Here is a 21,088-nt window from a genome sequence, read left to right on the forward strand (position 1 = left end):
CTCAGTTCAGCAGGCCGTAGACCACCGAGCTCAGCGCCACCAGGCCGATCACCACGACGAAGAGGTTGGACATCGCGCCGCTGTACTTGCGCATCGACGGCACACGGCGGATGGCGTACATCGGCATCAGGAACAGCAGCACCGCGAGGATCGGCCCGCCCAGCGACTCGATCATGCCCAGAATGCTCGGATTGAGCGTGGCGACGATCCAGCACACCACCAGCATCAGTGCCGCGACCACGCGGTCCAGGGCCTTGGCGCCCGGGCGCAGGCCGGTCTTGACGATGATGCCCTTGAGGCCTTCGCTGGCACCGATGTAGTGGCCCAGGAACGACTTGGCAATCGCGACGAAAGCGATCAGCGGCGCAGCAAAGGCGATGGCCGGATTGCTGAAGTGGTTGGCCAGGTACGACAGGATCGACAGGTTCTGCGCCTTGGCCTCGGCCAGTTGCGCGCTGCTCAGGGTCAGTACGCAACTGAACACGAAGAACAGCACCATTACCACCATCAGCAGGTGGGCACGGGCCAGGATCTGCCCGCTGCGCTCATCGGCGTGGTCGCCATAACGACGCTTCTGGTCGACCGCGAAGGCCGAGATGATCGGCGAGTGGTTGAACGAGAACACCATTACCGGGATCGCCAGCCACAGGGTGCGCACGAACGCAGAGCCAGACGGCAACTGGCCAGCCGTATCGAGAATGCCACCATTCCAGTGCGGCACCAGGTACAGGGCCAGCAGCGCCAGGGCGACGATGAAGGGATACACCAGCAGGCTCATGACCTTGACCGTGGCCTGCTCACCGCAACGCACGATGGCCAGCAGGCCGAGGATCAGCACGAACGAGAGGATCGCCCGGGGCGGTGGCGTCATGTGCAATTGATGCTCCATGAAGCTTGCGACCGTGTTGGTCAGCGCCACGCTGTAGATCAGCAGGATCGGGAAGATGGCAAAGAAATACAGTACGGTGATCAGTGCACCGGCAGTGATGCCGAAATGCTCCTCGACCACCTCGGTGATATCGCCGCCCTTGCTGCCGGACAGCACGAAGCGGGTCAGCGCACGGTGTGCGTAGTAGGTCATGGGGAAGGCCAGCACGGCCAGGATCAGCAGCGGCCAGAAACCGCCGAGGCCGGCGTTGATCGGCAGGAACAGCGTACCTGCGCCGATGGCCGTGCCGAACAGGCCCAGCATCCAGGTGGTGTCTTGACGCGACCAGCTACCGAGGGTGGCTTGTTGGGTCGATTCGAAGCGTTGTTCGACGCTTTGGGCCTGCTCATTCATTCCGGGTGCAACTCCACTCGCAAGACTGCAACAGGCTGAGAGTGGCGAAATAGAAGCCTCACGCCACCTCAACCGAAAAAGAGGGGCGCGATTGTGCACTGAATAGGTGCTGTTGCGAAGCCCCGTCCGAGGGACGGCACCTGTTTTGGGAAAAGGAAGCGGATGATGGTGGGAGCGGCGGTTCGCCGCTGCGACTTGCCCGCGAAGGCGTCGGTAATCTCACGTCTTCATTCGCGGGCAAGCCCGCTCCCACAGCCCAGGCATGCCTGGGCCGGCGGATCAGCCCTGTTGCACCGCCGCGAATGCCTCGGCGACACGCTGCAGGTTGTCCGGACGCAGGCCCGCCATGCACACCCGGCCGCTGTCGATGATGTACACACCGAACTCGTCACGCAGGCGACGTGCCTGCTCGGCACTGAAGCCTGTGTAGCTGAACATGCCGCGCTGGCGCAGGAAGAACTGGAAGTCCTGGCCTGGCAACTGCTTGGCCAGTGCATCGACCAGCCCCTGGCGCATGTCGAGGATACGCTTGCGCATGGTCTCGACTTCCGCCTGCCACTGGGCGTTCAGGCCGGCATCGCCGAGCACGCCAGCGACCAGCAGTGCACCATGGCTGGGTGGGCTGGAGTAGTTGCGGCGCACGGTAGCCTTGAGCTGACCCAGTACGCTCTGGGCAGTTTGCGCGTCATCGCTGACCACCGACAGCCCCCCTACCCGCTCGCCGTACAGCGAGAAGATCTTGGAGAACGAGTTGCTGACCAGGCACGGCACACCGGCACGGGCCATTTCCCGGATGGCGTAGGCGTCTTCGGCCAGGCCTTCGCCGAAGCCTTGGTAGGCGATGTCGAGGAACGGGATCAGCTCACGCGCCTTGACCACCTCGACCACTTGCTGCCACTGGCTCTGGCTCAGGTCGACGCCGGTGGGGTTGTGGCAGCACGGGTGCAGCAGGACGATGCTGTGCTTGGCCAAGGTTTGCAGGCTTGAAAGCATGCCATCGAAGTCCAGGCCGCGGGTGGCCTGGTCGAAGTACGGGTAGGTGTGCACCTTGAAGCCCGCGCCTTCGAAGATCGCGCGATGGTTGTCCCAGGTCGGATTGCTGACCCACACCTCGGACTGCGGGAAGTAGCGCTTGAGGAAGTCGGCACCGACTTTCAACGCACCCGAGCCACCCACGGTCTGCACAGTGGCGACACGCCCGCCGGTCACGGCCGGGTGGTCGGCACCGAACAGCAGTGCCTGGATCGCCTGGCGGTAGCTGGCCAGGCCCTCCATGGGCAGGTAGAGCGAGGCTTCATGCGGCTGGCCGGCCAGGCGTTCCTCGACCTGGCCTACCGATGGCAGCTGCGGCACCACACCGGCTTCGTCGTAGTACAGGCCGATACTCAGGTTGACCTTGTCGGCACGGGGATCGACCTTGAAGGCTTCCATCAACGAGAGAATCGGGTCGCCGGCATAGGCATCGACATGTTTGAACACAGCGTGCAGCTCCTTGGATCAGGACAGTTCGGAAAGGCTTCCCCGAGCATACCTGCAGTGGCGCGCAAGGAACATCATTGAATGTGCAAGCTGTGAGTGCAGGTTTGCATAGCGCCTCCTCAGAACAACCCCGACACCGGTGGGCGGGTGCCCTTGAGCTGCCAGGCCCCGACCACCGCCGCCTTCCACTGCCGTGGATTGTGGTTGGCCACGGTACGGGCATTGCGCCAATGGCGGTCGAGATTGTGCGCGCGCCCGGTGGTCGAGGCGCCGCCGACGTCGAACAGCGTCTCGGCCGCTTTGAGCGCAAGTTCTGCGACCAGGTACTGGGCCTGCGCCACCTCGAGGGCAGCCTGCTCCACCGCTGCCTCGTCCAACTGCGCCGCCCAGGCCCGGTCGATCGTGGCGGCCGCCTTCAGCACCAGCGCCTCGGCGCCGTAGGCGCGCGCTGCGATATCGCCCACGCTCAGTTCCACATAGGGGTCGTCCACCGAACGACTGGCCGTGCTGTGCTTGATCGGCCGGGCATGCTCGCGAGCGAAGCGGGTGGCATCGTCCAGCGCATTGCGGGCGATCCCGGCCAGCACGGTGCCCAGGAACAGTTGCAGGAACGGCGTCACCAGCGTGCGCCGGCCCTCCTCCACGGTACGCGTGCGCAGTTCGCTCTCCTCCACCCGCACATTGCGCAGGTGCGTGGTGCCGCTGGCGGTCAGGCGCTGGCCCATGGCATCGAAATCATCGACCAGCTCCAGGCCGTCGCGATCACGCGGGAGGATGAACGACACCGGTTGCTCGTCCTCATCCAGCGCCACCGCGCTGACATAGTCGGCGAACAGCGCCCCGGTGCTATAGAACTTGCTGCCATTGGCGCGATAGTGATCACCCTCGCGGACCAGCCGTGCGGCGATGGCACCATTGGCGCCGCCCAGTTCCCAGCCGGCATTGCCGATCACCGCGCCTTGCAGGTAGCGCGCGAACCAGCGCTCGCGCTCCTGTTCGGCATCCTCTGCGCTCGACACCAGCAGGCCCTCGACAAAGGCGAAACCCGGGCGCAGGGCCTGGGCAACGTTGGAATCGGCCGAGGCGATCTTCAGCAGCAGCTCGATGACATCGCTCACCGTGCCACCGGGCCCACCATAGCGGGTCGGAATGCGCACGGTGTAGAGCCCGGCCGCAGCCAGTTGGGCGATGGCCTCGAACGGCAGTTGGCGCTCGCGCTCGCGTTCGGCCGCACCGGCGGCGATATGTGGCAGCAGTGCATCGATGCGCACCTTCAAGGCCTCTACGCTGGCGGCGGGAGCTTGGGAGGGGAAACGTTGGAAGGTGGTCATGGGGCAATCCTTAAATGGCGATTTTCCAGAGGCGAGATTCATCGAACAGGTCGAAAGCTTCGTGTTCCAGGTCCAGCGGGGGCACCACCAGCTCGGCGCCGCTGCCCGGCAAGTGCGGCACCGAGCCGAGCAGACGGCGGGTGTATTCGTGGGCAGGCTGCTCGAACAACTGCTCGACCGGCGCGTGCTCGACCACCTGGCCATGGCGCATCACCAGCACGTCATCGCTGACATGGTGAATCACGCCCAGGTCGTGGGAGATGAACAGATAGGCTAGGCCCAAGGTGTCCTGCAGGTCGGCCAGCAGGTCGAGTACCTGGGCCTGTACCGACACGTCCAGCGCCGACACCGGCTCGTCGCAGATGATCAGCTTCGGCTCGCTGGCGATGGCGCGGGCGATCGCCACACGCTGGCGCTGGCCGCCGGAGAGCTGCAACGGGCGGCGGCTGGCCAGGCTGGCCGGCAGGCGCACCTGCTCGAGCAGCACATGAATGCGCGCCGGGCGCGCCGCAGCCGCGAAGCCCGCCACCTGCAAGGCGTCATCGAGGATCTGTGCCACGGTCCAGCGCGGGTCGAACGAACCCAGCGGATCCTGGTAGATCACACTGATCTGCTGGCGCAGCGGGCGGCGGCTGGCTTCGCTCACGGCATTGCCCGGGCGGTTCCATGGCTGGCCGCGATACAGCACCTCGCCCTGGTCCGGTTGCAGCAGTCCGAGGGCAATGCGCGCAACCGTGGTCTTGCCCGAGCCGGACTCACCGACGATGCCCAGGGTCTGCCCGGCGCGCAGGGTGAAGTCCACGCCCTGGACCACCTGACGCACAACGCCGTCAGGGCCGGTGTAGCGCTTGCCCAGGCCATGGGCCTGCAGCAGCACCTCGCCAGGCACGACGCTACGCGCTACTCGCTCGCCCGAACGCTCCGGCGACAGGCGGCTGCCACGCGGATGCTCCGCCGGCACCGCGGCCAACAGCGCCTGGGTATAGGGATGTCGTGGCTGGCGCAGCACCTGCTGCATCGGCCCCTGCTCCACCACCTCGCCATGGCGCAGCACCACCACCTCATCGGCCAGTTGCGCGACCACCGCCAGGTCATGACTGATGATCAGCAACGATGCCCCCCGCGCCTTGATCTGCTGGAACACCTCAAGAATCTGCGCCTGGACCGTGGCATCGAGCGCAGTGGTGGGTTCGTCGGCGATCACCAGCGCCGGATCCAGTGCCAGCGCACTGGCGATCAGCGCCCGTTGGCGCAGCCCTCCAGAAAGCTGGCCTGGCCGCTGCCGCGCACGCAACGCCACATCCGGCACCCCGACCCGTTCGAGCAGCGTCAGCACGCGCGCAGCGCGCTGCGCCCGATCTCCATAGCCATGGGTCTGCAACACCTCGAGGATTTCCTTGCCCACGGGCCGCAGCGGGTCGAGCGACACCAGCGCATCCTGCAGCACGAAGCCGATATCCTTGCCACGCACCGCACGCCACTGACGCTCGCTCAGGGCCAGCAGGTCGCGACCGCCAAAGCCCAAGGTGCGCGCGGTCACCTCGCCACGCGCACCCACCAACCCCACCAGGCTGCGGGCGCTGACGCTCTTGCCCGAGCCAGACTCCCCCACCAGGGCCACACAGCGACCCGGCGCCAGGGTGAAAGACAGTTCACGCACCACGCTGCGGCCTTCGAACGTCACGTTCAGGCCCTCGACGATCAAGGTCTTGTCGCTCATGGCAGGCGGCCCTCCAGGCGGTGTTGAAGGTAGCGGCCGGCCGCGGTGGTCGCTAACGTGGTGAGTACGATGAACAGGCCGGGGAAAAAGGTCAGCCACCAGGCGCTGGCGATGAAATCGCGGCCCATCGACAGCATGGTGCCCCACTCAGGCGCAGGTGGTCGGGCACCAAGGCCCAGGAAACTCAGGGCAGATGCCCAGACAATGGCTTGACCGACACCCATGGTCAGGGTCACCACCAACGGGCGCATGGCATTGGGCAATAACTGACGCAAGACAATGCGTGCGGTCGGGTGCCCCAGCGCTCGCGCCGCTTCGATATAGCCCGAATTGCGCACCGCCAGCACCTGGCCGCGGACCATCCGCGCGTAGCCAGGAGCCCCACCCAGACCGGTGGCGATGATCAGTGGGCCAACACCGCTACCGAACACCGCCACGAACAGCAGCGCCAGCACCAGGCTGGGAAAGGCGAACAGCACCTCCAGCAGCCAGCCCACGCCACGATCCACCCGCGCCCCGCCCAATCCGCCGAGCAGCCCGAGGCTGACGGCGATGGCCATCGACAGCAAGGTGGCCGCCACGCCGATCAGCAGGCTCTGACGCGCGCCGTGGACGATACGCGCGAAGATGTCGCGCCCCGACTGGTCGGTGCCCAGCCAGTGCGTCCAGCTCGGTGCCTGGAAGGCCTCACGAGGCACGATCGCCAACGGGTCGATGCGAGTGAACAACCCCGGCGCCAGCGCCGCCAGCAATAGCGCCAGCAGGAACAGGATCGCCAGGCTCGCCCCCAGCGGCGGCCAGGGCAAACGCACTTGTCGACGCACTGGCGTCTGGCTGTGTTCAAGAATCAGGTCGCTCATGCGCTCGTCTCCTGTTGGCGTGGGTCGATCCATTGATAGAGCAGGTCCACGAGAACGTTGGCCAGCACGTAGGCAGCAGCCACCACCAGGGTGATGCCGATCACCAACGGCAAATCCTGCAGTTGCACCGCCTGGTACAACTGACGGCCCACGCCCTTGCGCGAGAAGATCACTTCGCACACCACCGCCCCGCTGATCAGCGCACCGATGGCCCAGCCCGACAGCGACACGCCCGGCAGCAGGGCGTGGCGCAGCGCATGCCGGAAGCGCACCGCCAGGTCGCTCAGGCCACGGCTGCGGGCGCTGAGAATGAAGGGCTGATCGAGGGTCAGCTCGAGTGATTCCCGGGTCACCTGGGCGATGAACCCTGCCAGCGGAATGGCCAGGGAGAATGCCGGCAGCACGAGGCTTGCGAGGCTGTCGCTGCCCGCCGGCGGGAACCAGCGCAAGCCGAAGGCGAATACCGCCAGCACCACCACCCCCAGCCAGAAGTGCGGCAAGGCGGCGCTGAGGGTTTCGGCCAGCGAGGCGAGTCCGCCGATGAGCCGGCCACGGCCAGCCGTGACCACCGTCAGCAGCAGCACCAGCAACCAGGCCAGCACCAGTGCGGCGAACGTCAGCTCGAGGGTTGCCCCGGCCTGTTCCGCCAGCACGCGGGTCACAGGCTGGTGCTGGGAATAGGACTGGCCCAGGTCGCCCTGCACCAGACGCCCGAGATACAGCGCGTATTGCACCGGCAACGGTTTATCCAGGCCGTACTCGCGCCGGGTTGCCTCGATGGCCTCCGGCGTCGGGTTGCCGGTGGTGCCACCGAGAATCGCCAGCACCGGGTCACCCGGCATCAGACGCAGGGCGAAGAACGTCAGGGTCGCCACCGCCCACAGCACCAGCAGGCCGCCGCCCAGGCGAATGGCGGCGCGACGTCCGAGCACACGCAGGCGCTCGCGACGGGGATCGGTCAGGGTCGTCGTTTCACTCATTTGCTCACCCATGCGTCATAGAGGTAGGTCACCGCCAGCGAGGGCTCCAGGCGCACACCGTGGGCCGTCTTGTAGAGGCCCAGCCGGGTGCTCTGCGGGTAAGTGGTCAATTGCAGGTACTGGCTGGCGGCCTGTTGCTGAGCCTTGAAGTACAGCGCCCGACGGCGCTCCGGGTCCTGGGTGGCGAGGGCGTCGTCGAGCAGCGCGTCGAAGCCCGGATCGGCGAAGCCTGAGGAGTTCTGGTGATAGCCGCCGACGCCTGCCGGCTGGACGAACGCCGAGCCAAAGATGATGCGCAGCACATCCGGGGTGTTGGTGTTCCAATAGCCGGTGCGGATGTCATAGTCCCAGGCGGCCTGACGCGCGGTGACCTGGGCGTCGCTCATCTGGTCGATCACCAGCTCCAGGCCGGCCTGACGGGTGGTGGCCTGCACCTGCTCCCAGAGGGTCAGCTCCGAAGGCGGTGTACGCGCGCCGATCAGCACCACCGCGCTCAGGCGCTTGCCATTGCGTGTGCGGTAACCCTGCGCATCACGCCCGGTCCAGCCTGCGTCATCGAGCAATCGGGCGGCGCGCTGCGGATCGTAGTCCTGGCTGCGCTCGAACTCGCCGCTGTAGAACGGCGTGGCCACGCTGAGCGGGCCGCCGGCTCGCGGAAACTCGCCGAAGTACACACTCTTGAGCGCACCTTCGATATCGGCGCTGCGCACGAAAGCTTCGCGCACACGGATATCATCGAAGGGCGCCCGGCGCAGGTTGAACGTGCCGTTGGTGGGGTTGCCGGGACGCTGGGCAATGATCAGCTCGACATCCGGATTGCGCCGCGCCGCCTCGTGCGACTCGGGCGGCACGCTCTCGATCACGTCCACCTCACCGGCCTGCAGCGAGGCGAAACGCACCGAAGGCTCCTGGATGAACTTCCACACGATACGCTCGAGATACGCCGGGCCCTGGTGCCTGGCAGTCGGCGGCGCCCAGTTGTAGTCGGCATTGCGAACCAGCTCGACCTGGTTCTGCCGGTCCCAGCGCAGCACCTTGAATGGCCCGCTGCCCACCGGGCTTTCGCAGTTCTCGTCACGGCTGCGCTTGAGCGCGGTGGGTGACTGGATACCGAGAAAGCCTTGGGCGAGCACTTCGAGGAAGGCGGCGTAAGGCGTGGCCAGGTGCACCACGGCGGTGTATTCGTCGACGATGTCGGTGCCGCGATACTGGCGGATATAGCCGCCTGCGGTGCTGGACTGGGTCTTGGGGTCGGCCATGTGGTCGAGATTGGCCTTGACCGCCTGGGCATTGAACGGCGTTCCGTCAGTGAAATGCACGTCGTGGCGCAGGTGGAAGGTGTAGCTCAGGCCATCGGCGGACGCCTCCCAGCGCTCGGCCAGCCAAGGGCCGATACGGCCGTCGCTGTCCATCGACACCAGCGAATCCAGGTACTGCTGGGCCACGAACACTTGCGGCATGTCACCCGCCACATGCGGGTCCAGGCAGGTGGGCTCGCGGTCGGTGGCATAGACCAGGGTTCCGCCGCGCACCGGCTGGTCGCTATGGGTCGTGACCTGCTCGGCACGCTCGCAGCCGACCAGCGCCAGCACGGCACAGAGCGGGATCAAGGGGAAGTTGAGTCGGTTCAAGGGCGCTCCTGCGGATGACTGGGCATGCAGGGGCATTTGCAGGAGTTGTGCCGGGTTTCAACCCCCTGATTTTGCTGGGATTTGCCAAATACGTGGTGATCGATGGCGGGCAAAGTGTGCGCAGGGTGTTGGCAAGCCAACAGTTGAACTGTCAGTTCATACCCATGCATAAAGACAAGCGGCCCTATACTCCGCACTCACAGGGCCGCTTCCGCGCAGCGGGCCCGCCGCCCCTTCCCCTACAAGGCGTTCTCATGGCACTCGACACCTGGTTCATTTACCTGCTGGCAAGCATCGGCCTGTCACTGACCCCGGGGCCGAACAGTTTGCTGGCCCTCACTCATGGCGCCCGCTACGGCGCGCGGCGAACGTTGTTCACCATCCTCGGCGGCATGTGTGGTTTCAGCGCCCTGATCGCCCTGGCGATGTTCGGGCTGAGCGCACTGCTGCAAACGTCGGGTTCCGTGCTGCAAGTGCTCAAGTGGGTCGGCGGCGCCTATCTGCTGTGGCTCGGCATCCAGCTCTGGCGTGCCCCACCCCTGCACCTGGACCTGGCCCAGGGCCAGGCCCGGCTGGGAAATACCGGATTGTTTCGCCAGGGTTTGCTGTCGGCGCTGTCCAACCCGAAAGTGCTGCTGTTCTATGGCGCCTTTTTGCCACAGTTCATCGACCCGCAACGCGGCCTGGCCCTGCAGTTCATCGTGATGGCGGCGACGTTCGCCTGCGTGGAATGCCTGGTCGAATACCTGCTGGCACGCCTGGCCGGTCGCATCAGGCCGTGGTTGGCCAAGGGCGGCAAGGGTTTCAACCGCTGCTGCGGCGCGCTGTTCGCGATGATCGCAGTGGCGTTGCCGCTGGGGCGCTGAGCCTGGCCTGCGAGCGCGTGCACATCGCAGGCCAGGCGCAAGACGCTACAACGACCAGTCCAGGCTGACCATCAGGGTGCGCGGTTCGCCGTTATAGACGCCGTTGTAGAACCCCAGGTTGTTGTAGTAGTGCTCGTCGAACAGGTTCTTCACGTTCACCGAGGCCGACAGGTGTTCGTCGACCTGGTAGCGGGCCATCAGCCCGACCACCGAGAACGCCCGCTGGCTCATGCGGTCCCTGACGGTGATGATGCCACCCGATGCATTGCGCCCCACCGGGCGGTTGCCGACACCGAACGTGTGACTCTGCCAGTCGAGAGTGCCGCCCACGGTCAGTTTTGGCAGCACCTTGTAGGTGCTGGAGAAACGCACCAGATTCATCGGTCGGGCCGTGTCCTTGCGCGTCTTGTCGCCACGCAGCGCGTGGGTGTAGCTGTAGCCCAGGCTCATCTGCCAGTCCGCCATCACCTCGCCTGCCAACTCGGCCTCGAAGCCCTCGACCACCGCCCCCTTGCCACCGGACTTGTAGTACTGCTCACCGTTGGGGCCTGGCGGCACCGAGTCGTCGACCTCCGCAACGTTGTCCTGCTTGCTGCGGTACACCGCGGCGCTGAGGTTGGCCCGATCCTCGAACAGGCTGCCCTTCAGGCCCAGCTCGTAGACCTTGCCCACGACCGGGTCCAGGTACTTGTCGCTGATGTCCTTGTTGGTCTGCGGGTTGAAGATGTCGGTGTAGCTGACATAGACGGTGAACTGCTCGTTGAGGTCGTAAAGCACACCGGCATAGGGCGTCCACTGGTCGTTCTGGGTCTGCTCGCTGCGGGAGATGTCGGTGACCGCCAGGTTGTCATCGTATGTCCAGGACTTGCTGGTGGTCTTCCAACTGCCGTAGCGGCTGCCGAGGACCAGGTGCAGGCGATCGGTGGGGTTGAGCCGGGTAGCGATGTAGCCGGCCTTCTGCTCGATGCGCGAGCGCGATTCATCCAGGCCAGTCTTGCGATCGTAGAACTTGGGAATCCCGCCCATGTATTTCCAGTCGGGGATGATCGCGTAGCCCTGCGGATCGTTGCGGCCGGTGTAGTACGGCGAGCTGTCGCGTCGCTCGGAGACCCCGTAGCCGATCATGAAGTCGTGGGTACGGCCCAGCAGCTGGTAGGGGCCGGCAAGGTTGAAGTCCACGGCATCCATCTGCTCCTCTCCGGAGAAATGACTGCTCCAGGCTTTCATGCCACTGCGGTCGGCCTCGGGGAAGCCATTGCCGCCGTAGTAGACCTTGCCGTCGCTGTCGCTCTGGCGGTGGGTGTAGGCCGCCTTGAGCAGCCAATCATTGCCCAGTTGCTGATCGAGCGTGGCGAACACCGTCTGGTCCTTCAGCGGCCAGGACGACCAGGGCGCCGCCAGGTTGGTCGAGCGCGGCAGGTTGGCCTTGCTGCCATCGGCGTTCCAGTAGGGCACGGTGCCCCAGCTGGAGCCCTGGACATGCTTGTTCTGGTAGTCGTAGCCGACCGCCAGCACCGTGCTGTCGGTAAGGTCGGCCTCGAGAATGCCGTAGGCCACCTCACGTTGGGTCTGGTAGTGGTCCATGTACGACTTGTTGTCGCGATAGGCCAGCACCGTGCGCCCACGCAAGCGCCCGTCCCAGCCCAACGGGCCGCCAACGTCCAGGTAGCTGTAGTAATTGTCGAAACTGCCGGCACTGATGCCGGTCTTCACCGCCAGCTCATGGGTCGGGCGTTTGCGCACCATGGCGATGGTGCCGGAGGGATCACCCGCGCCGGTGGTCAGGCCGGTGGCGCCACGCACCACCTCGATACGGTCGTAGATGATGGTGTCGGAGTCGGACTTGAGCCCCGAGAAGGTGTTGAGCATTCCATCGATCTGGAAGTTGTTGATCGAGTAGCCGCGCGCATAGTACGTCGGTCGCTCGGAGTCGTTGCGCTGGACGGTCACGCCAGTGACGTGGCTCAGCGCTTCGGACAGGGTGTCGAGCTGGAAGTCGTCCAGCTGCTGGCGGGTCAGCACCGAGACCGATTGTGGGGTTTCCTTGATCGACAGGTTCAGGCGCGTGGCGGCGCTCATGCTGCCGGTGGTGTAGGAGCCGGTGTGCTCGGTGGTGCTGCCCAGGCCCTGGGCGAGGATTTCGGTGGAGCCGAGCTCCAGCACGCCTTCCTCGGAACGCTTTTCGCGCTCTTCGGCCAACCCTGCCGGGCTGATGACGGTGGCGCACAAACCCAGGGTGAGGGTCATGCTACGGCTGATGGGCGCGAACATCGCTGCCTTTCTCCTTGTTCGATTCGATGAAAGTCCTGGATACCGGTTGACCGGCATTCATATGATAACGAATCTCGTATGAGAATCATTATCGAATTGTCATCGCAACGAAAACAGAGGATCAGCTTGTAAGGTTCAGAGCCGCGGCAAGATTGGAATTATCAGCAAAATAATCTTATGTATATCAATAGCATAAGAAACATACATGAGGTCATTTATAGAAAAACCTCATGTAGTTTCTCAACATTTGACAGGCACCTATCGCTTACGCTGCAGTGCCCTGAACGCGCCTCAGCAACCGGTCAGGGTCGCTGCGCGTCGCGCCAGCGAAGAACAGCGGCCGCAGTCGCACACCGATCAGGTTGCCGGTATAAGCCGCCACCAACCACAACCAGCCATGCACGCTGCCTGAGGCGATGCCGCTGAAATAGGCGCCGATGTTGCAGCCATAGGCCAGGCGCGAACCGTACCCCAGCAGCAGGCCGCCGATCACCGCGGCGACCAGCGAACGCGTCGGGATCTTCAGGCTCGGCGCGAAGCGTCCAGCCAGGCCGGCAGCGAGCAAGGCACCTAGTACGATCCCCAGGTCCATTACCGTGGTGATGTCCTGCCACAGCGGTGCAGCCAAGGCTTTGGCGTTGGCCGGCGCCTGCCAGAACACCCAGCTGCCCACATCCACGCCCAACCCGCTCAAGGTCTTGGCGCCCCACAAGGCGAAGGCCGAGGTGATGCCCCAAGGGCGTCCGGCCAGCGCCAGGGTGGCGTAGTTCAGCAGTGCCAGCGCGATTGCGCCCCACACCAGCGGCCACGGCCCGCGCAGGAAACGACGCAGGCCTTGGTGCTCGCTGCTCACGGGTGCTTCCAGTGCGCCATGGCGACGCTTCTCCAGCACCACGGTGACCCAGGCGATCACCCCGAACAGTGCGAGGCTGGCCACCAGCGCAGGCACCATGCCCCAGGCCTGGACGATCGAGGTGGCCGGGAACGAGGGCAAGGCGAACCACCAGTCGGCATGGTGGGTCGCGGTGACCGAGCCGATGATGAAGAACAGCAGCGTCACCAGCATCCGCGCATTGCCGCCACCGACAGTGAACAGCGTGCCCGAGGCACAACCACCGCCCAGTTGCATGCCGATGCCGAAGATGAACGCGCCGAACACCACCGATACCCCGACTGGGGCCACAAGACCGGTGACCGGGTTGCCGAACAAGCTGCCCGCCGACAGCGCCGGGAAGAACAGCAGGACCGCCAGCGCCAACATGACCATCTGCGCGCGCAAACCTGCGCCACGGCGTTCATTGATGAACACCCGCCAGGCCGAGGTAAAGCCAAAAGCGGCATGGTAGAGGGTCAGGCCCAGCGCCGCGCCGACCAGCAGCAACAGCACCTGCTTGAAACCGGCATTGAGGTTGAGGAACCAGGCGCCTGCCAGCAGCAGGGCCAGGGCAATCAGCGGCGCGCCAAGGCGACGCGGCTCAGGTGTGACGGTAGCGGAAAAACCCATTGAAATACTCGGATTAACAGTCGAACGGGCGGCGAGTATACCGCCGCACATTCGCGGATGGGAGCAACCGTCTTGCTCACATCCTTGAAAGCAGACTTGCCGCTCAACCGCGCTTCTTCTTCACGCCACCCTGGCGCGCCTTGAAGCGCGGATTCGACTTGCAGATGACATAAAGGCGGCCGCGGCGCTTGACCACCTGGCAGTCGCGGTGGCGCAGCTTGGCGTGCTTGAGGGATGACAAGACTTGCATGGTGATTCTCCGATAGGGCGTTTGATAACGTAATAACATTACATTAACGAGAATCATTAGCGATTGGCAAGCCCCCTCTCCTATTGCGTCAACGCTTGTTCGCCCACACCCCGAAGGCCATGTCGCCGATATAGATCCCCTGCGACTGCATGCGCTCGGCATCCAGCCGTGCCTGTAGCGTTTCGATCCCCACCTGACGCGCCGTGGCGATGCCGTGCTCGAGGATTCGTGGCAGGCACGCACGTATGATCGCTGCCAGCCCGTAGGGACTGTCCGGGGTCTGCAACAGGCATTCGGCGCGCAGGCTCTGCACCTGCAGTCCGGCTTCGGTGAAGATGCGATGCAGGTTGAAGCCGATATGCAGGTCCGCCCCTTCGTGGGCGAGCATGCGCTGCAGCCACTGCTGGGCACGGCGATGCAGCGGAAAAGGCGCCAGGCTTGCCGGGGTCAGGGTGCTGTCGTGTTCCTGGAACACCAGCACACCACCAGGCAGCAACAGCCTGGACAACCTGCGCACGGCCAGGACGGCGTCTGGCTGGTACATCAGCACCCGCCGACCGACGATGGCATCGAACAGCCCCAGGGCTTCAGGCAAGCGATGCAGGTCACAGGCGACGAACTCGACCGGGGCATGGCCTGAAACAGGCGAACGCTGGCGCGCCAGCTCAAGCGCGGCGAAGGACTGGTCGACCCCGACCACCGCCCCGTCACGCCCGACCAACTCGGCGAGCAGCACACTTACATCACCCGTTCCACAGCCGACATCCAGCACCCGCATGCCAGGGCCGATGCCCGCGTCAATCAGCAACCGGGTGGTGAAATCCGTCGTCGAAAGTGCCATGCGCTGCTCCTTGTCCGGGGAGGCCAGTGTGGCGGCGGCATGGGTCGATGCACAAGTATCGTGGCAGCGTTGCACTAGAATGATGTTCACCGCCCACGCTACGCAGGCCAACCGATGCCCACTCCCACCACCCAGTTGCTGGACAGCTGGCAGCACAATGCCAAGGCCTGGATCGAGGCCGTGCGCAGCGGCAGCATCGCCTCGCGCCGCCAGGTCACCGACCAGGCGATCTTGCTGGCGATCCTCGGCCGCCAGCCGGAGCGTGTGCTCGACCTCGGCTGTGGCGAGGGCTGGCTGCTGCGCGCCCTGGAGAGCCGGGGAATCGAGGCGGTGGGTGTAGACGGCGACAGGACCTTGGTCGAGTCGGCCAAGGCTGCAGGCTCGTCGCAGGTGCACCTGGCCAGCTACGCGCAACTGATTGGCGCCGAGGTGGAGATCGGTCGGGACTATTCGCTGATCTGTGCCAACTTCGCCCTGCTGCATCAGGACATCATCCCGCTGCTCGGCGCCTTGGCGCCAAGGCTGGCACACGACGGCGCACTGTTGATCCAGACCCTGCACCCCTGGAGTGCTGCCGCGGGCAACTACCAGGATGGCTGGCGGGTCGAGTCCTTTGCAGGCTTCGAGGGCAACTGGGAACCCATGCCCTGGTATTTCCGCACGCTGTCCAGCTGGCTTGCCGCACTGGACATGGCAGGCTTCAACCTGTGCACGCTACAGGAGCCGCAACACCCCCAAAGCCCGGGGCCGCAGTCGCTGCTGCTGATCGCGCAACCCAAGTGAAACGCTTGCCGGCCCTGGGAGGGCTTGCCGCAACGCATTGCCCGCCCAACGGGCCAGGGCTATTGGCTGTCGAGGCTGGCCACATGCGCATCCAGTTCCTGCTCGGGCGGCGACAGGTGCAGGACGCGATCGCGGCCGCCTTCGGCGAGCAGGTAGCCACCCTTGCCATCGGGCACGATCGACTGCGGCGCCTTGAGGAAGGACAACACGGTATGCCGCTTGCCATCGGCATCGATGCGCAGCAGGCGCGCGCGATGCGTGGAGTCTTCGCTGATCCACAGCCCGCGCTGGTCGCAGAACAGGAAGGTGGGATTGCGCAGCCCCTCGGCCACTACCGGGTCTTCACCCCCTTCGTTCAGCGCGCGGATCTTGCCGGCAGCCTTTTCGGTATAGAGCAACTGACCACCGCTGCAGCGGGTCAGGCCTTCGGTTTCAGTCAGCGCCGAGCGCAGCACTTCCACCTGGCCGCTCTGCCAGTCGTAGCGCATCAGGCGGCCATCGCCCTTGCGATCCTCGATGGCGTAGAGGTGATCGCCATCGTTCCATAGGCCCTGCACACTTTCGCCGTTGAACAAGGCAGTGATCTGGCCATCGCGAGACACGCTGACCGGGGCCAGTCCGCCCTCCTGGCTGAAAACCCAGCCGCCCTCGACCGCGACCATGCCGTCAGGCTTGGACAGGCCATCGACCACTACCACCCGCTCGCCCTGTGGGGTGATCTTGAGAATGCTGCCCAGCCCATCGTCCAGCTCACGGCTGACCAACAGGCTGCCATCGGCCAGCGGCAGCAGCGAGGCGGCCTTGGCCACGTCACGGTGCAGCACCTGCACGTGCCAGCCATCGGAGGCCTGCACCGGATAGAACGTCTGCCAGGCGAAGAAGCCCAGGGCGCAGGCCACCACGCCTGCCGTCGCCGTCAAGGTCAGCTTTACACCACGCTTGCGCAACACTTGAATCATCGATCGCTCCTTCTTGTGGCGGCGATCCTAGCAAGGGGATGTGAAAAAAATGTCGTGAAGCGCATCGCACCCGCAAACCAGCAAGATCGTTCAAGCCAGGCAGCTTTTTCCTCTGGCATGCTGAACATCCCTGCCCCTGTCCGTAGCCGCCATGTCCAGCAGTCCGCCCCTCGCCCGCCATGCTTTCACCCAAGGCACCGTCGCCATCCTGCCGTTATCGCTCGCGGTTGCGCCCTGGGGGCTGCTGGCCGGCTCCATGGCCATCGAAGCCAACCTCAGCGCCTGGCAAGGCCAAGGGCTGTCGGCGATCGTTTTTGCTGGAGCTGCGCAACTGGTGGCGATCGGCATGCTCAAGAGCGGCGCTGGGCTGCTGTCGATCCTGCTCACCACCCTGTTGCTGACGTCGCAGCACCTACTCTATGGGCTGTCGATGCGCCCTGTGGTGTCCGGCCTGCCGACCCGCTGGCGACTGGGGCTGGGCTTTCTGCTTACTGACGAACTCTTCGCCCTGACCAGCCACCACGACCAGCAACAGTTCAACCGTTGGTACGCATTGGGCGTGGGCCTGACCTTCTATGTGGCCTGGAACCTCTTCACACTGGCCGGCATCATCCTCGGCCAGAACATCCCGCACCTGGACCAGCTCGGCCTGGACTTCTCGATCGTCGCCACCTTCGTCGCGTTGATCACCCCGCTGGTACGCAGCGTGCCGACCCTGGTGTGCGTGGCGGTGTCGCTGTTCTGCTCGGTGCTGTTCAGCCATTGGCACTGGGAAACGGCGCTGGTGGCCGCCGGCCTGCTGGGCATGGCTGCGGGTTTTGTCTGTCAGAAATTCGCCGGGAGCCGCGCATGATCTGGCTGCTGATCGTCGCCATGGGTGTGGTGGTGTTCCTCAATCGCTACGTCTTTCTCGAGCCGCGCCTGCCCCTGCGTCTGGGGTCCAACGTGCGCCAGTTCCTCGGTTTCGCCGTGCCGGGAATGCTCACGGCAATCTGCGGGCCGATCATCTTCCTGCCCGAGCATCAGTTGAACCTCGATCCGCTCAATCCGTACCTGCTCGGCTCGCTGGTGGCCATCGCCCTGGTGCTGTTGACCCGCAGCGTATTGCTGAGCATGCTGGCGAGCATGCTGATCTTCTTTGTCCTGCGCAGCTGGCTGACATGAGCACGCCCCTGCGCGAACAGATCCACCTGTGGCAGGCACCAGCCCTCGGCGATGTCGAGATGCTGCACGCCCGCTACGTACAGCAGCGCTTTGCGCCGCATGTGCACGAAGGCTATGTGTTCACCGTGATCGAGTCCGGCGCCCAGTGTTTCTGGCACCGTGGCAGTGATCACCTGGCGCCGGTCGGCAGCGTGGTATTGATCAACCCCGACGAATTGCACACCGGCGCCAAGGCCCACGAGGCGGGCTGGCGCTACCGTGCGTTCTATCCGGAACACGAACGCGTCACCGGGGTGCTGGACGAGTTGGAACTGGGCCGCCACGGCCTGCCGCACTTCAGGCAGAGCGTGGTGCAGGACCCGATCCTGGCGGCGGCCTTCAGCCGCGTGCATCGCCTGTCGGAAGCCGGCGCGAGCGCGCTGGAGCAGCAAACCGCCTGGCGCGAGGCGGTCCTGGCGCTGGTACAACGTCATGGCCACTGCAGCGAACCTGCTGCCCCCGGCCACGAACCGCTGGCCGTGGCACGGGCCCGCGAACTGCTGGAGAGCCAACTGGCCGACCCGCCTTCGCTGGAGGCACTGGCCGCGGCGGTCAACCTGTCACCCTTCCACTTTGCCCGGGTGTTTCGCCAGGCCGCCGGGCTGCCGCCCCATGCCTGGCTCAAGCAGCGTCGCCTGGCCCGCGCCCGGGAGTTCCTGCGCCGTGGCCTCCCGGCTTCGGAAGTGGCCTTTGCACTGGGCTTCGCCGACCAAAGCCACCTCAGCCGGCAGTTCAAACAGGCCTTCGGTGTGACGCCAGGCGCCTACCGCCTCGCCTGCCTGAACCACTGACCCGTCGCCCGGCAAGACCGCCAGCCGCTGCTACACTGAGAAGGCTGAACGGAGGATCCTGCCATGTCAGAACGAGAGCTCACCACCCTCATCACGCTGATGAACCAGCGCCAGGCCTGCCTGAGCAGCGCCTGCAAGGAAATCGCCGACTGGATCGACCGGCAGGGCGATGTGCCCTCGGCCGGCAAGATCCGCGCGAGCCTCAAGGCCCTGGAGGCCGACGAAGCCCAGGTTCGCAAAACCCTGACTTCGCTGACCATTGACCGGCCGCTGCCGCGATTCCGTAGCTGAACGACAGCAAGCAGAAAGCACAAGGGCCGCTTGCGCGGCCCTTGTCGGTACTCAGTGCTTCATGTGCATGTGGTCGTGCCCGGCATCCATCTCGGCAGTCAGCGGCTTGACCGGCGCCTGCACCTCGAGTGTCTGCTTCTGGCCCTTGGCATCTTCGATGGTCAAGGTCAGTGGCACCTGCTGCCCTTCCTTCACCTGCTCGTTCAGGCCCATCAACATCACGTGCAAACCGTTGGGATCGAGGGTCACCGGCTTGCCGGCCGGCAGCTCCACGCCCTTCACTTCACGCATGCCCATCACATCGCCATTCATGGTCATCTCGTGCACCTGCACGGTCTTGGCCACCGGCGAAGCCACGCTCACCAGCTTGCTGTCGGTGCTGGCGGTCAGGGTCATGAAGGCACCGGTGGACTGCTGGTGCGGCACGCTGGCGCGCACCCAGGCGTCGCTTACGGTGGTGTCGGCCAGGGCCGGCAGGGCCAGGCCCAGCAGGGCGAGAGCGGCCAGGCCGCGCTTGATCGGTTGCATCGACATTCAGCAGATCTCCATCAGGGTGCGCAGGTCTTCGGCGCATTCCTGGGCATTCAGGGAATGGCCCAGACTCAGGCGCAGGGTGCCACGCGTATCGTAGACGTAGCTGGTGGACGAGTGGGAAATGGTATAGGTGTCGCCGGCAGGGACCTTCTCGTAGAACACCTTGAACTCCCTGGCCACCTCGTCGATTTCCTCCGGGGTGCCGGTCAGGGCGACGAACGATGGATCGAAGGCCTTGACGTAGGCGTCGAGCACTTCAGGGGTATCACGCTCCGGGTCCAGGGTGATGAACACCACCTGGAACAGGTCGCGGTCACGGCCCTTGAGCAGTTTGCGGATCTGCGCGGCGCGTGCCAGCGTGGTCGGGCAGACCGCCGGGCACTGGGTGAAACCGAAGAAGATCATCGGCATCGAGCCGTAGAAGCTCGACAGGGTACGCTCGTTACCCTGCGGATCCTTGAGCTTGAACTTGCGTCCAAGGATCTCGTTGCTCATGTTCTTGCCGTACTTGAAGTCCAGGCCCCGGGCCGGGTTGCAACCCGCCAGCAGGCCAAGCCCCAGTACGCCCATCCCGGCGACGACCGCGCGCCGGGTCAGTAGATCAGTCATGGAACCATCCTTTACAGGGAAGGTGCCGGCCCTCGAGCAGGGCCGGTCGAAAAACCGGGGCATTCTGGCATGACACCCCGAGACCAGCTACCCGACACCCGGGAGATCGGCCTGCAGCCCTTGATTTACGGGCTGCGGCCTGTTGTCGCAGGGCTTGAAACAGTAACACTTTGTTGCTAGGCAAAGGCATTTTTGGCGGGTGGCGAATGCAATCGCGGGACAAGCCCGCTCCCACAGGTACGACGCCGTACCTGCAGGAGCGCGCTTGCCCCGCGATAGAGCCTATCAGTAGTAGGCGTTCTCTTTTTGCGTGTGGTCGGTCACGTCACGCACACCCTTGAGCTCCGGGATGCGCTCGAGCAGCGTACGCTCGATGCCGTCCTTGAGGGTGACGTCCGCCTGACCGCAACCCTGGCAACCGCCACCGAACTGCAGCACGGCGATGCCGTCGTCGACCACATCGACCAGGCTCACCTGGCCGCCGTGGCTGGCAAGACCGGGGTTGATCTCGGTCTGCAGGTAGTAGTTGATGCGCTCGTTGATCGGGCTGTCTTCGTTGACCATCGGCACCTTGGCGTTCGGCGCTTTGATGGTCAGTTGCCCGCCCATGCGGTCGGTGGCGTAGTCGACCAGTGCGTCTTCGAGAAACGGCTCGCTGACGGCGTCGATGTAGGCGGTAAAGCTCTTCAGACCCACGGCGGTGTCGTCAGGCTTTTCTTCGCCCGGCTTGCAGTAGGCGATACAGGTCTCGGCGTACTGGGTGCCCGGCTGGGTGATGAAAACGCGGATGCCGATCCCGGGCGTGTTCTGCTTCGAGAGCAGATCGGCCAGATAATCATGGGCGGCGTCGGTAATGGTTATAGCGCTCATGGAAGTTCCTCACAGACTTGCCGCCCAGTGTAC

General features: G+C 65.0%; 20 protein-coding genes and 1 pseudogene. 6 read left to right on the top strand and 15 right to left on the bottom strand.

Translation table 11 applies throughout. The annotated features are described in order from the left end of the window. Position 1: 1 nt before the first annotated feature. From ACMGGG_RS12185 to ACMGGG_RS12215, 7 genes are all read right to left on the bottom strand, one after another. Positions 2-1,282 carry a serine/threonine transporter gene (locus ACMGGG_RS12185; protein WP_414155568.1) on the bottom strand — a complete coding sequence of 427 codons (1,281 nt, stop codon included), beginning with the start codon at positions 1,280-1,282 and terminating at the stop codon, positions 2-4. Between the two features lie 279 nt (positions 1,283-1,561). Beyond that, entirely contained in the window at positions 1,562-2,761 is a 1,200-nt protein-coding gene (locus ACMGGG_RS12190) for an aromatic amino acid transaminase (RefSeq protein WP_414155569.1), read from the bottom strand. 119 nt (positions 2,762-2,880) lie between these two features. Beyond that, the gene (locus ACMGGG_RS12195; RefSeq protein ID WP_063545085.1) at positions 2,881-4,092 is read right to left on the bottom strand and encodes an acyl-CoA dehydrogenase family protein; all 1,212 of its coding nucleotides are present in this window, start codon (positions 4,090-4,092) and stop codon (positions 2,881-2,883) included. 10 nt (positions 4,093-4,102) lie between these two features. Then, on the bottom strand, positions 4,103-5,812 hold the full coding sequence (locus ACMGGG_RS12200; protein ID WP_414155570.1) for a dipeptide ABC transporter ATP-binding protein: 1,710 nt from the start codon (positions 5,810-5,812) through the stop codon (positions 4,103-4,105). After that, positions 5,809-6,672 (bottom strand): ABC transporter permease, encoded by an 864-nt coding sequence (locus ACMGGG_RS12205; RefSeq protein ID WP_063545087.1) that lies wholly within the window; start codon positions 6,670-6,672, stop codon positions 5,809-5,811. Before ACMGGG_RS12205 ends, ACMGGG_RS12200 begins: the two co-directional genes overlap by 4 nt. Then, positions 6,669-7,652, bottom strand: a complete 984-nt coding sequence (locus ACMGGG_RS12210) for an ABC transporter permease (RefSeq protein WP_414155571.1) — start codon at positions 7,650-7,652, stop codon at positions 6,669-6,671. Before ACMGGG_RS12210 ends, ACMGGG_RS12205 begins: the two co-directional genes overlap by 4 nt. After that, a complete protein-coding gene (locus tag ACMGGG_RS12215; protein ID WP_063545088.1) occupies positions 7,649-9,319 on the bottom strand; it encodes an ABC transporter substrate-binding protein in 1,671 nt (556 codons plus the stop codon). Before ACMGGG_RS12215 ends, ACMGGG_RS12210 begins: the two co-directional genes overlap by 4 nt. A 218-nt stretch (positions 9,320-9,537) precedes the next feature. Between ACMGGG_RS12215 and ACMGGG_RS12220 the strand changes: the two genes are divergently transcribed. Beyond that, on the top strand, positions 9,538-10,149 hold the full coding sequence (locus ACMGGG_RS12220) for a LysE family translocator (protein WP_065862737.1): 612 nt from the start codon (positions 9,538-9,540) through the stop codon (positions 10,147-10,149). Positions 10,150-10,194: 45 nt separating this feature from the next. On the opposite strand, the gene ACMGGG_RS12225 is transcribed toward ACMGGG_RS12220, so the two are convergent. The 4 genes and pseudogenes from ACMGGG_RS12225 to ACMGGG_RS12240 all read right to left on the bottom strand — a co-directional run bounded on the left by ACMGGG_RS12225 (position 10,195) and on the right by ACMGGG_RS12240 (position 15,015). Beyond that, entirely contained in the window at positions 10,195-12,420 is a 2,226-nt protein-coding gene (locus ACMGGG_RS12225; RefSeq protein ID WP_153773796.1) for a TonB-dependent siderophore receptor, read from the bottom strand. Between the two features lie 291 nt (positions 12,421-12,711). After that, positions 12,712-13,924 (bottom strand): annotated as a pseudogene (locus ACMGGG_RS12230) (YeeE/YedE family protein). 103 nt (positions 13,925-14,027) lie between these two features. Beyond that, the gene (gene ykgO / locus ACMGGG_RS12235) at positions 14,028-14,174 is read right to left on the bottom strand and encodes a type B 50S ribosomal protein L36 (protein WP_054890826.1); all 147 of its coding nucleotides are present in this window, start codon (positions 14,172-14,174) and stop codon (positions 14,028-14,030) included. Positions 14,175-14,262: 88 nt separating this feature from the next. Next, positions 14,263-15,015: a methyltransferase domain-containing protein gene (locus ACMGGG_RS12240; protein WP_414155572.1), complete on the bottom strand. Its 753-nt coding sequence runs from the start codon at positions 15,013-15,015 to the stop codon at positions 14,263-14,265. Between the two features lie 114 nt (positions 15,016-15,129). Here ACMGGG_RS12240 and ACMGGG_RS12245 point away from each other — a divergent pair, with 114 nt between their 5' ends. Beyond that, a complete protein-coding gene (locus ACMGGG_RS12245; RefSeq protein ID WP_414155573.1) occupies positions 15,130-15,798 on the top strand; it encodes a class I SAM-dependent methyltransferase in 669 nt (222 codons plus the stop codon). Positions 15,799-15,857: 59 nt separating this feature from the next. Here ACMGGG_RS12245 and ACMGGG_RS12250 read toward each other — a convergent pair whose 3' ends face one another. Beyond that, positions 15,858-16,757 (bottom strand): hypothetical protein, encoded by a 900-nt coding sequence (locus ACMGGG_RS12250; RefSeq protein WP_112898419.1) that lies wholly within the window; start codon positions 16,755-16,757, stop codon positions 15,858-15,860. Positions 16,758-16,908: 151 nt separating this feature from the next. Here ACMGGG_RS12250 and ACMGGG_RS12255 point away from each other — a divergent pair, with 151 nt between their 5' ends. The 4 genes from ACMGGG_RS12255 to ACMGGG_RS12270 all read left to right on the top strand — a co-directional run bounded on the left by ACMGGG_RS12255 (position 16,909) and on the right by ACMGGG_RS12270 (position 19,042). Beyond that, positions 16,909-17,610, top strand: a complete 702-nt coding sequence (locus ACMGGG_RS12255) for an AzlC family ABC transporter permease (RefSeq protein WP_065862730.1) — start codon at positions 16,909-16,911, stop codon at positions 17,608-17,610. Then, positions 17,607-17,921, top strand: a complete 315-nt coding sequence (locus tag ACMGGG_RS12260; RefSeq protein ID WP_054890831.1) for an AzlD domain-containing protein — start codon at positions 17,607-17,609, stop codon at positions 17,919-17,921. Before ACMGGG_RS12255 ends, ACMGGG_RS12260 begins: the two co-directional genes overlap by 4 nt. Continuing rightward, positions 17,918-18,751, top strand: a complete 834-nt coding sequence (locus ACMGGG_RS12265) for an AraC family ligand binding domain-containing protein (RefSeq protein WP_414155574.1) — start codon at positions 17,918-17,920, stop codon at positions 18,749-18,751. Before ACMGGG_RS12260 ends, ACMGGG_RS12265 begins: the two co-directional genes overlap by 4 nt. Positions 18,752-18,814: 63 nt before the next feature. After that, the gene (locus ACMGGG_RS12270; protein WP_054890833.1) at positions 18,815-19,042 is read left to right on the top strand and encodes a hypothetical protein; all 228 of its coding nucleotides are present in this window, start codon (positions 18,815-18,817) and stop codon (positions 19,040-19,042) included. A 51-nt stretch (positions 19,043-19,093) separates the two neighbouring features. On the opposite strand, the gene ACMGGG_RS12275 is transcribed toward ACMGGG_RS12270, so the two are convergent. The 3 genes from ACMGGG_RS12275 to nfuA form a co-directional block, all read right to left on the bottom strand. Next, on the bottom strand, positions 19,094-19,576 hold the full coding sequence (locus tag ACMGGG_RS12275) for a copper chaperone PCu(A)C (protein WP_063545098.1): 483 nt from the start codon (positions 19,574-19,576) through the stop codon (positions 19,094-19,096). Further along, positions 19,577-20,185, bottom strand: coding sequence for an SCO family protein (locus ACMGGG_RS12280; protein WP_054890835.1), 609 nt, complete (start codon positions 20,183-20,185; stop codon positions 19,577-19,579). Between the two features lie 285 nt (positions 20,186-20,470). Further along, positions 20,471-21,055, bottom strand: a complete 585-nt coding sequence (gene nfuA, locus ACMGGG_RS12285; protein ID WP_063545100.1) for a Fe-S biogenesis protein NfuA — start codon at positions 21,053-21,055, stop codon at positions 20,471-20,473. Positions 21,056-21,088 lie beyond the last annotated feature (33 nt).

The organism is Pseudomonas sp. BNK-44-b (assembly GCF_047456245.1).
GTDB lineage: Bacteria > Pseudomonadota > Gammaproteobacteria > Pseudomonadales > Pseudomonadaceae > Aquipseudomonas > Aquipseudomonas machongensis.

Coding starts and splice junctions, on each gene's coding strand:
- ACMGGG_RS12185 (WP_414155568.1), bottom strand. CDS start 1,282: ATGAATGAGCAGGCCCAAAGCGTCGAACAACGCTTCGAATCGACCCAA.
- ACMGGG_RS12195 (WP_063545085.1), bottom strand. CDS start 4,092: ATGACCACCTTCCAACGTTTCCCCTCCCAAGCTCCCGCCGCCAGCGTA.
- ACMGGG_RS12200 (WP_414155570.1), bottom strand. CDS start 5,812: ATGAGCGACAAGACCTTGATCGTCGAGGGCCTGAACGTGACGTTCGAA.
- ACMGGG_RS12205 (WP_063545087.1), bottom strand. CDS start 6,672: ATGAGCGACCTGATTCTTGAACACAGCCAGACGCCAGTGCGTCGACAA.
- ACMGGG_RS12210 (WP_414155571.1), bottom strand. CDS start 7,652: ATGAGTGAAACGACGACCCTGACCGATCCCCGTCGCGAGCGCCTGCGT.
- ACMGGG_RS12215 (WP_063545088.1), bottom strand. CDS start 9,319: ATGCCCCTGCATGCCCAGTCATCCGCAGGAGCGCCCTTGAACCGACTC.
- ACMGGG_RS12220 (WP_065862737.1), top strand. CDS start 9,538: ATGGCACTCGACACCTGGTTCATTTACCTGCTGGCAAGCATCGGCCTG.
- ACMGGG_RS12225 (WP_153773796.1), bottom strand. CDS start 12,420: ATGTTCGCGCCCATCAGCCGTAGCATGACCCTCACCCTGGGTTTGTGC.
- ykgO (WP_054890826.1), bottom strand. CDS start 14,174: ATGCAAGTCTTGTCATCCCTCAAGCACGCCAAGCTGCGCCACCGCGAC.
- ACMGGG_RS12240 (WP_414155572.1), bottom strand. CDS start 15,015: ATGGCACTTTCGACGACGGATTTCACCACCCGGTTGCTGATTGACGCG.
- ACMGGG_RS12245 (WP_414155573.1), top strand. CDS start 15,130: ATGCCCACTCCCACCACCCAGTTGCTGGACAGCTGGCAGCACAATGCC.
- ACMGGG_RS12250 (WP_112898419.1), bottom strand. CDS start 16,757: ATGATTCAAGTGTTGCGCAAGCGTGGTGTAAAGCTGACCTTGACGGCG.
- ACMGGG_RS12255 (WP_065862730.1), top strand. CDS start 16,909: ATGTCCAGCAGTCCGCCCCTCGCCCGCCATGCTTTCACCCAAGGCACC.
- ACMGGG_RS12260 (WP_054890831.1), top strand. CDS start 17,607: ATGATCTGGCTGCTGATCGTCGCCATGGGTGTGGTGGTGTTCCTCAAT.
- ACMGGG_RS12265 (WP_414155574.1), top strand. CDS start 17,918: ATGAGCACGCCCCTGCGCGAACAGATCCACCTGTGGCAGGCACCAGCC.
- ACMGGG_RS12270 (WP_054890833.1), top strand. CDS start 18,815: ATGTCAGAACGAGAGCTCACCACCCTCATCACGCTGATGAACCAGCGC.
- ACMGGG_RS12275 (WP_063545098.1), bottom strand. CDS start 19,576: ATGTCGATGCAACCGATCAAGCGCGGCCTGGCCGCTCTCGCCCTGCTG.
- ACMGGG_RS12280 (WP_054890835.1), bottom strand. CDS start 20,185: ATGACTGATCTACTGACCCGGCGCGCGGTCGTCGCCGGGATGGGCGTA.
- nfuA (WP_063545100.1), bottom strand. CDS start 21,055: ATGAGCGCTATAACCATTACCGACGCCGCCCATGATTATCTGGCCGAT.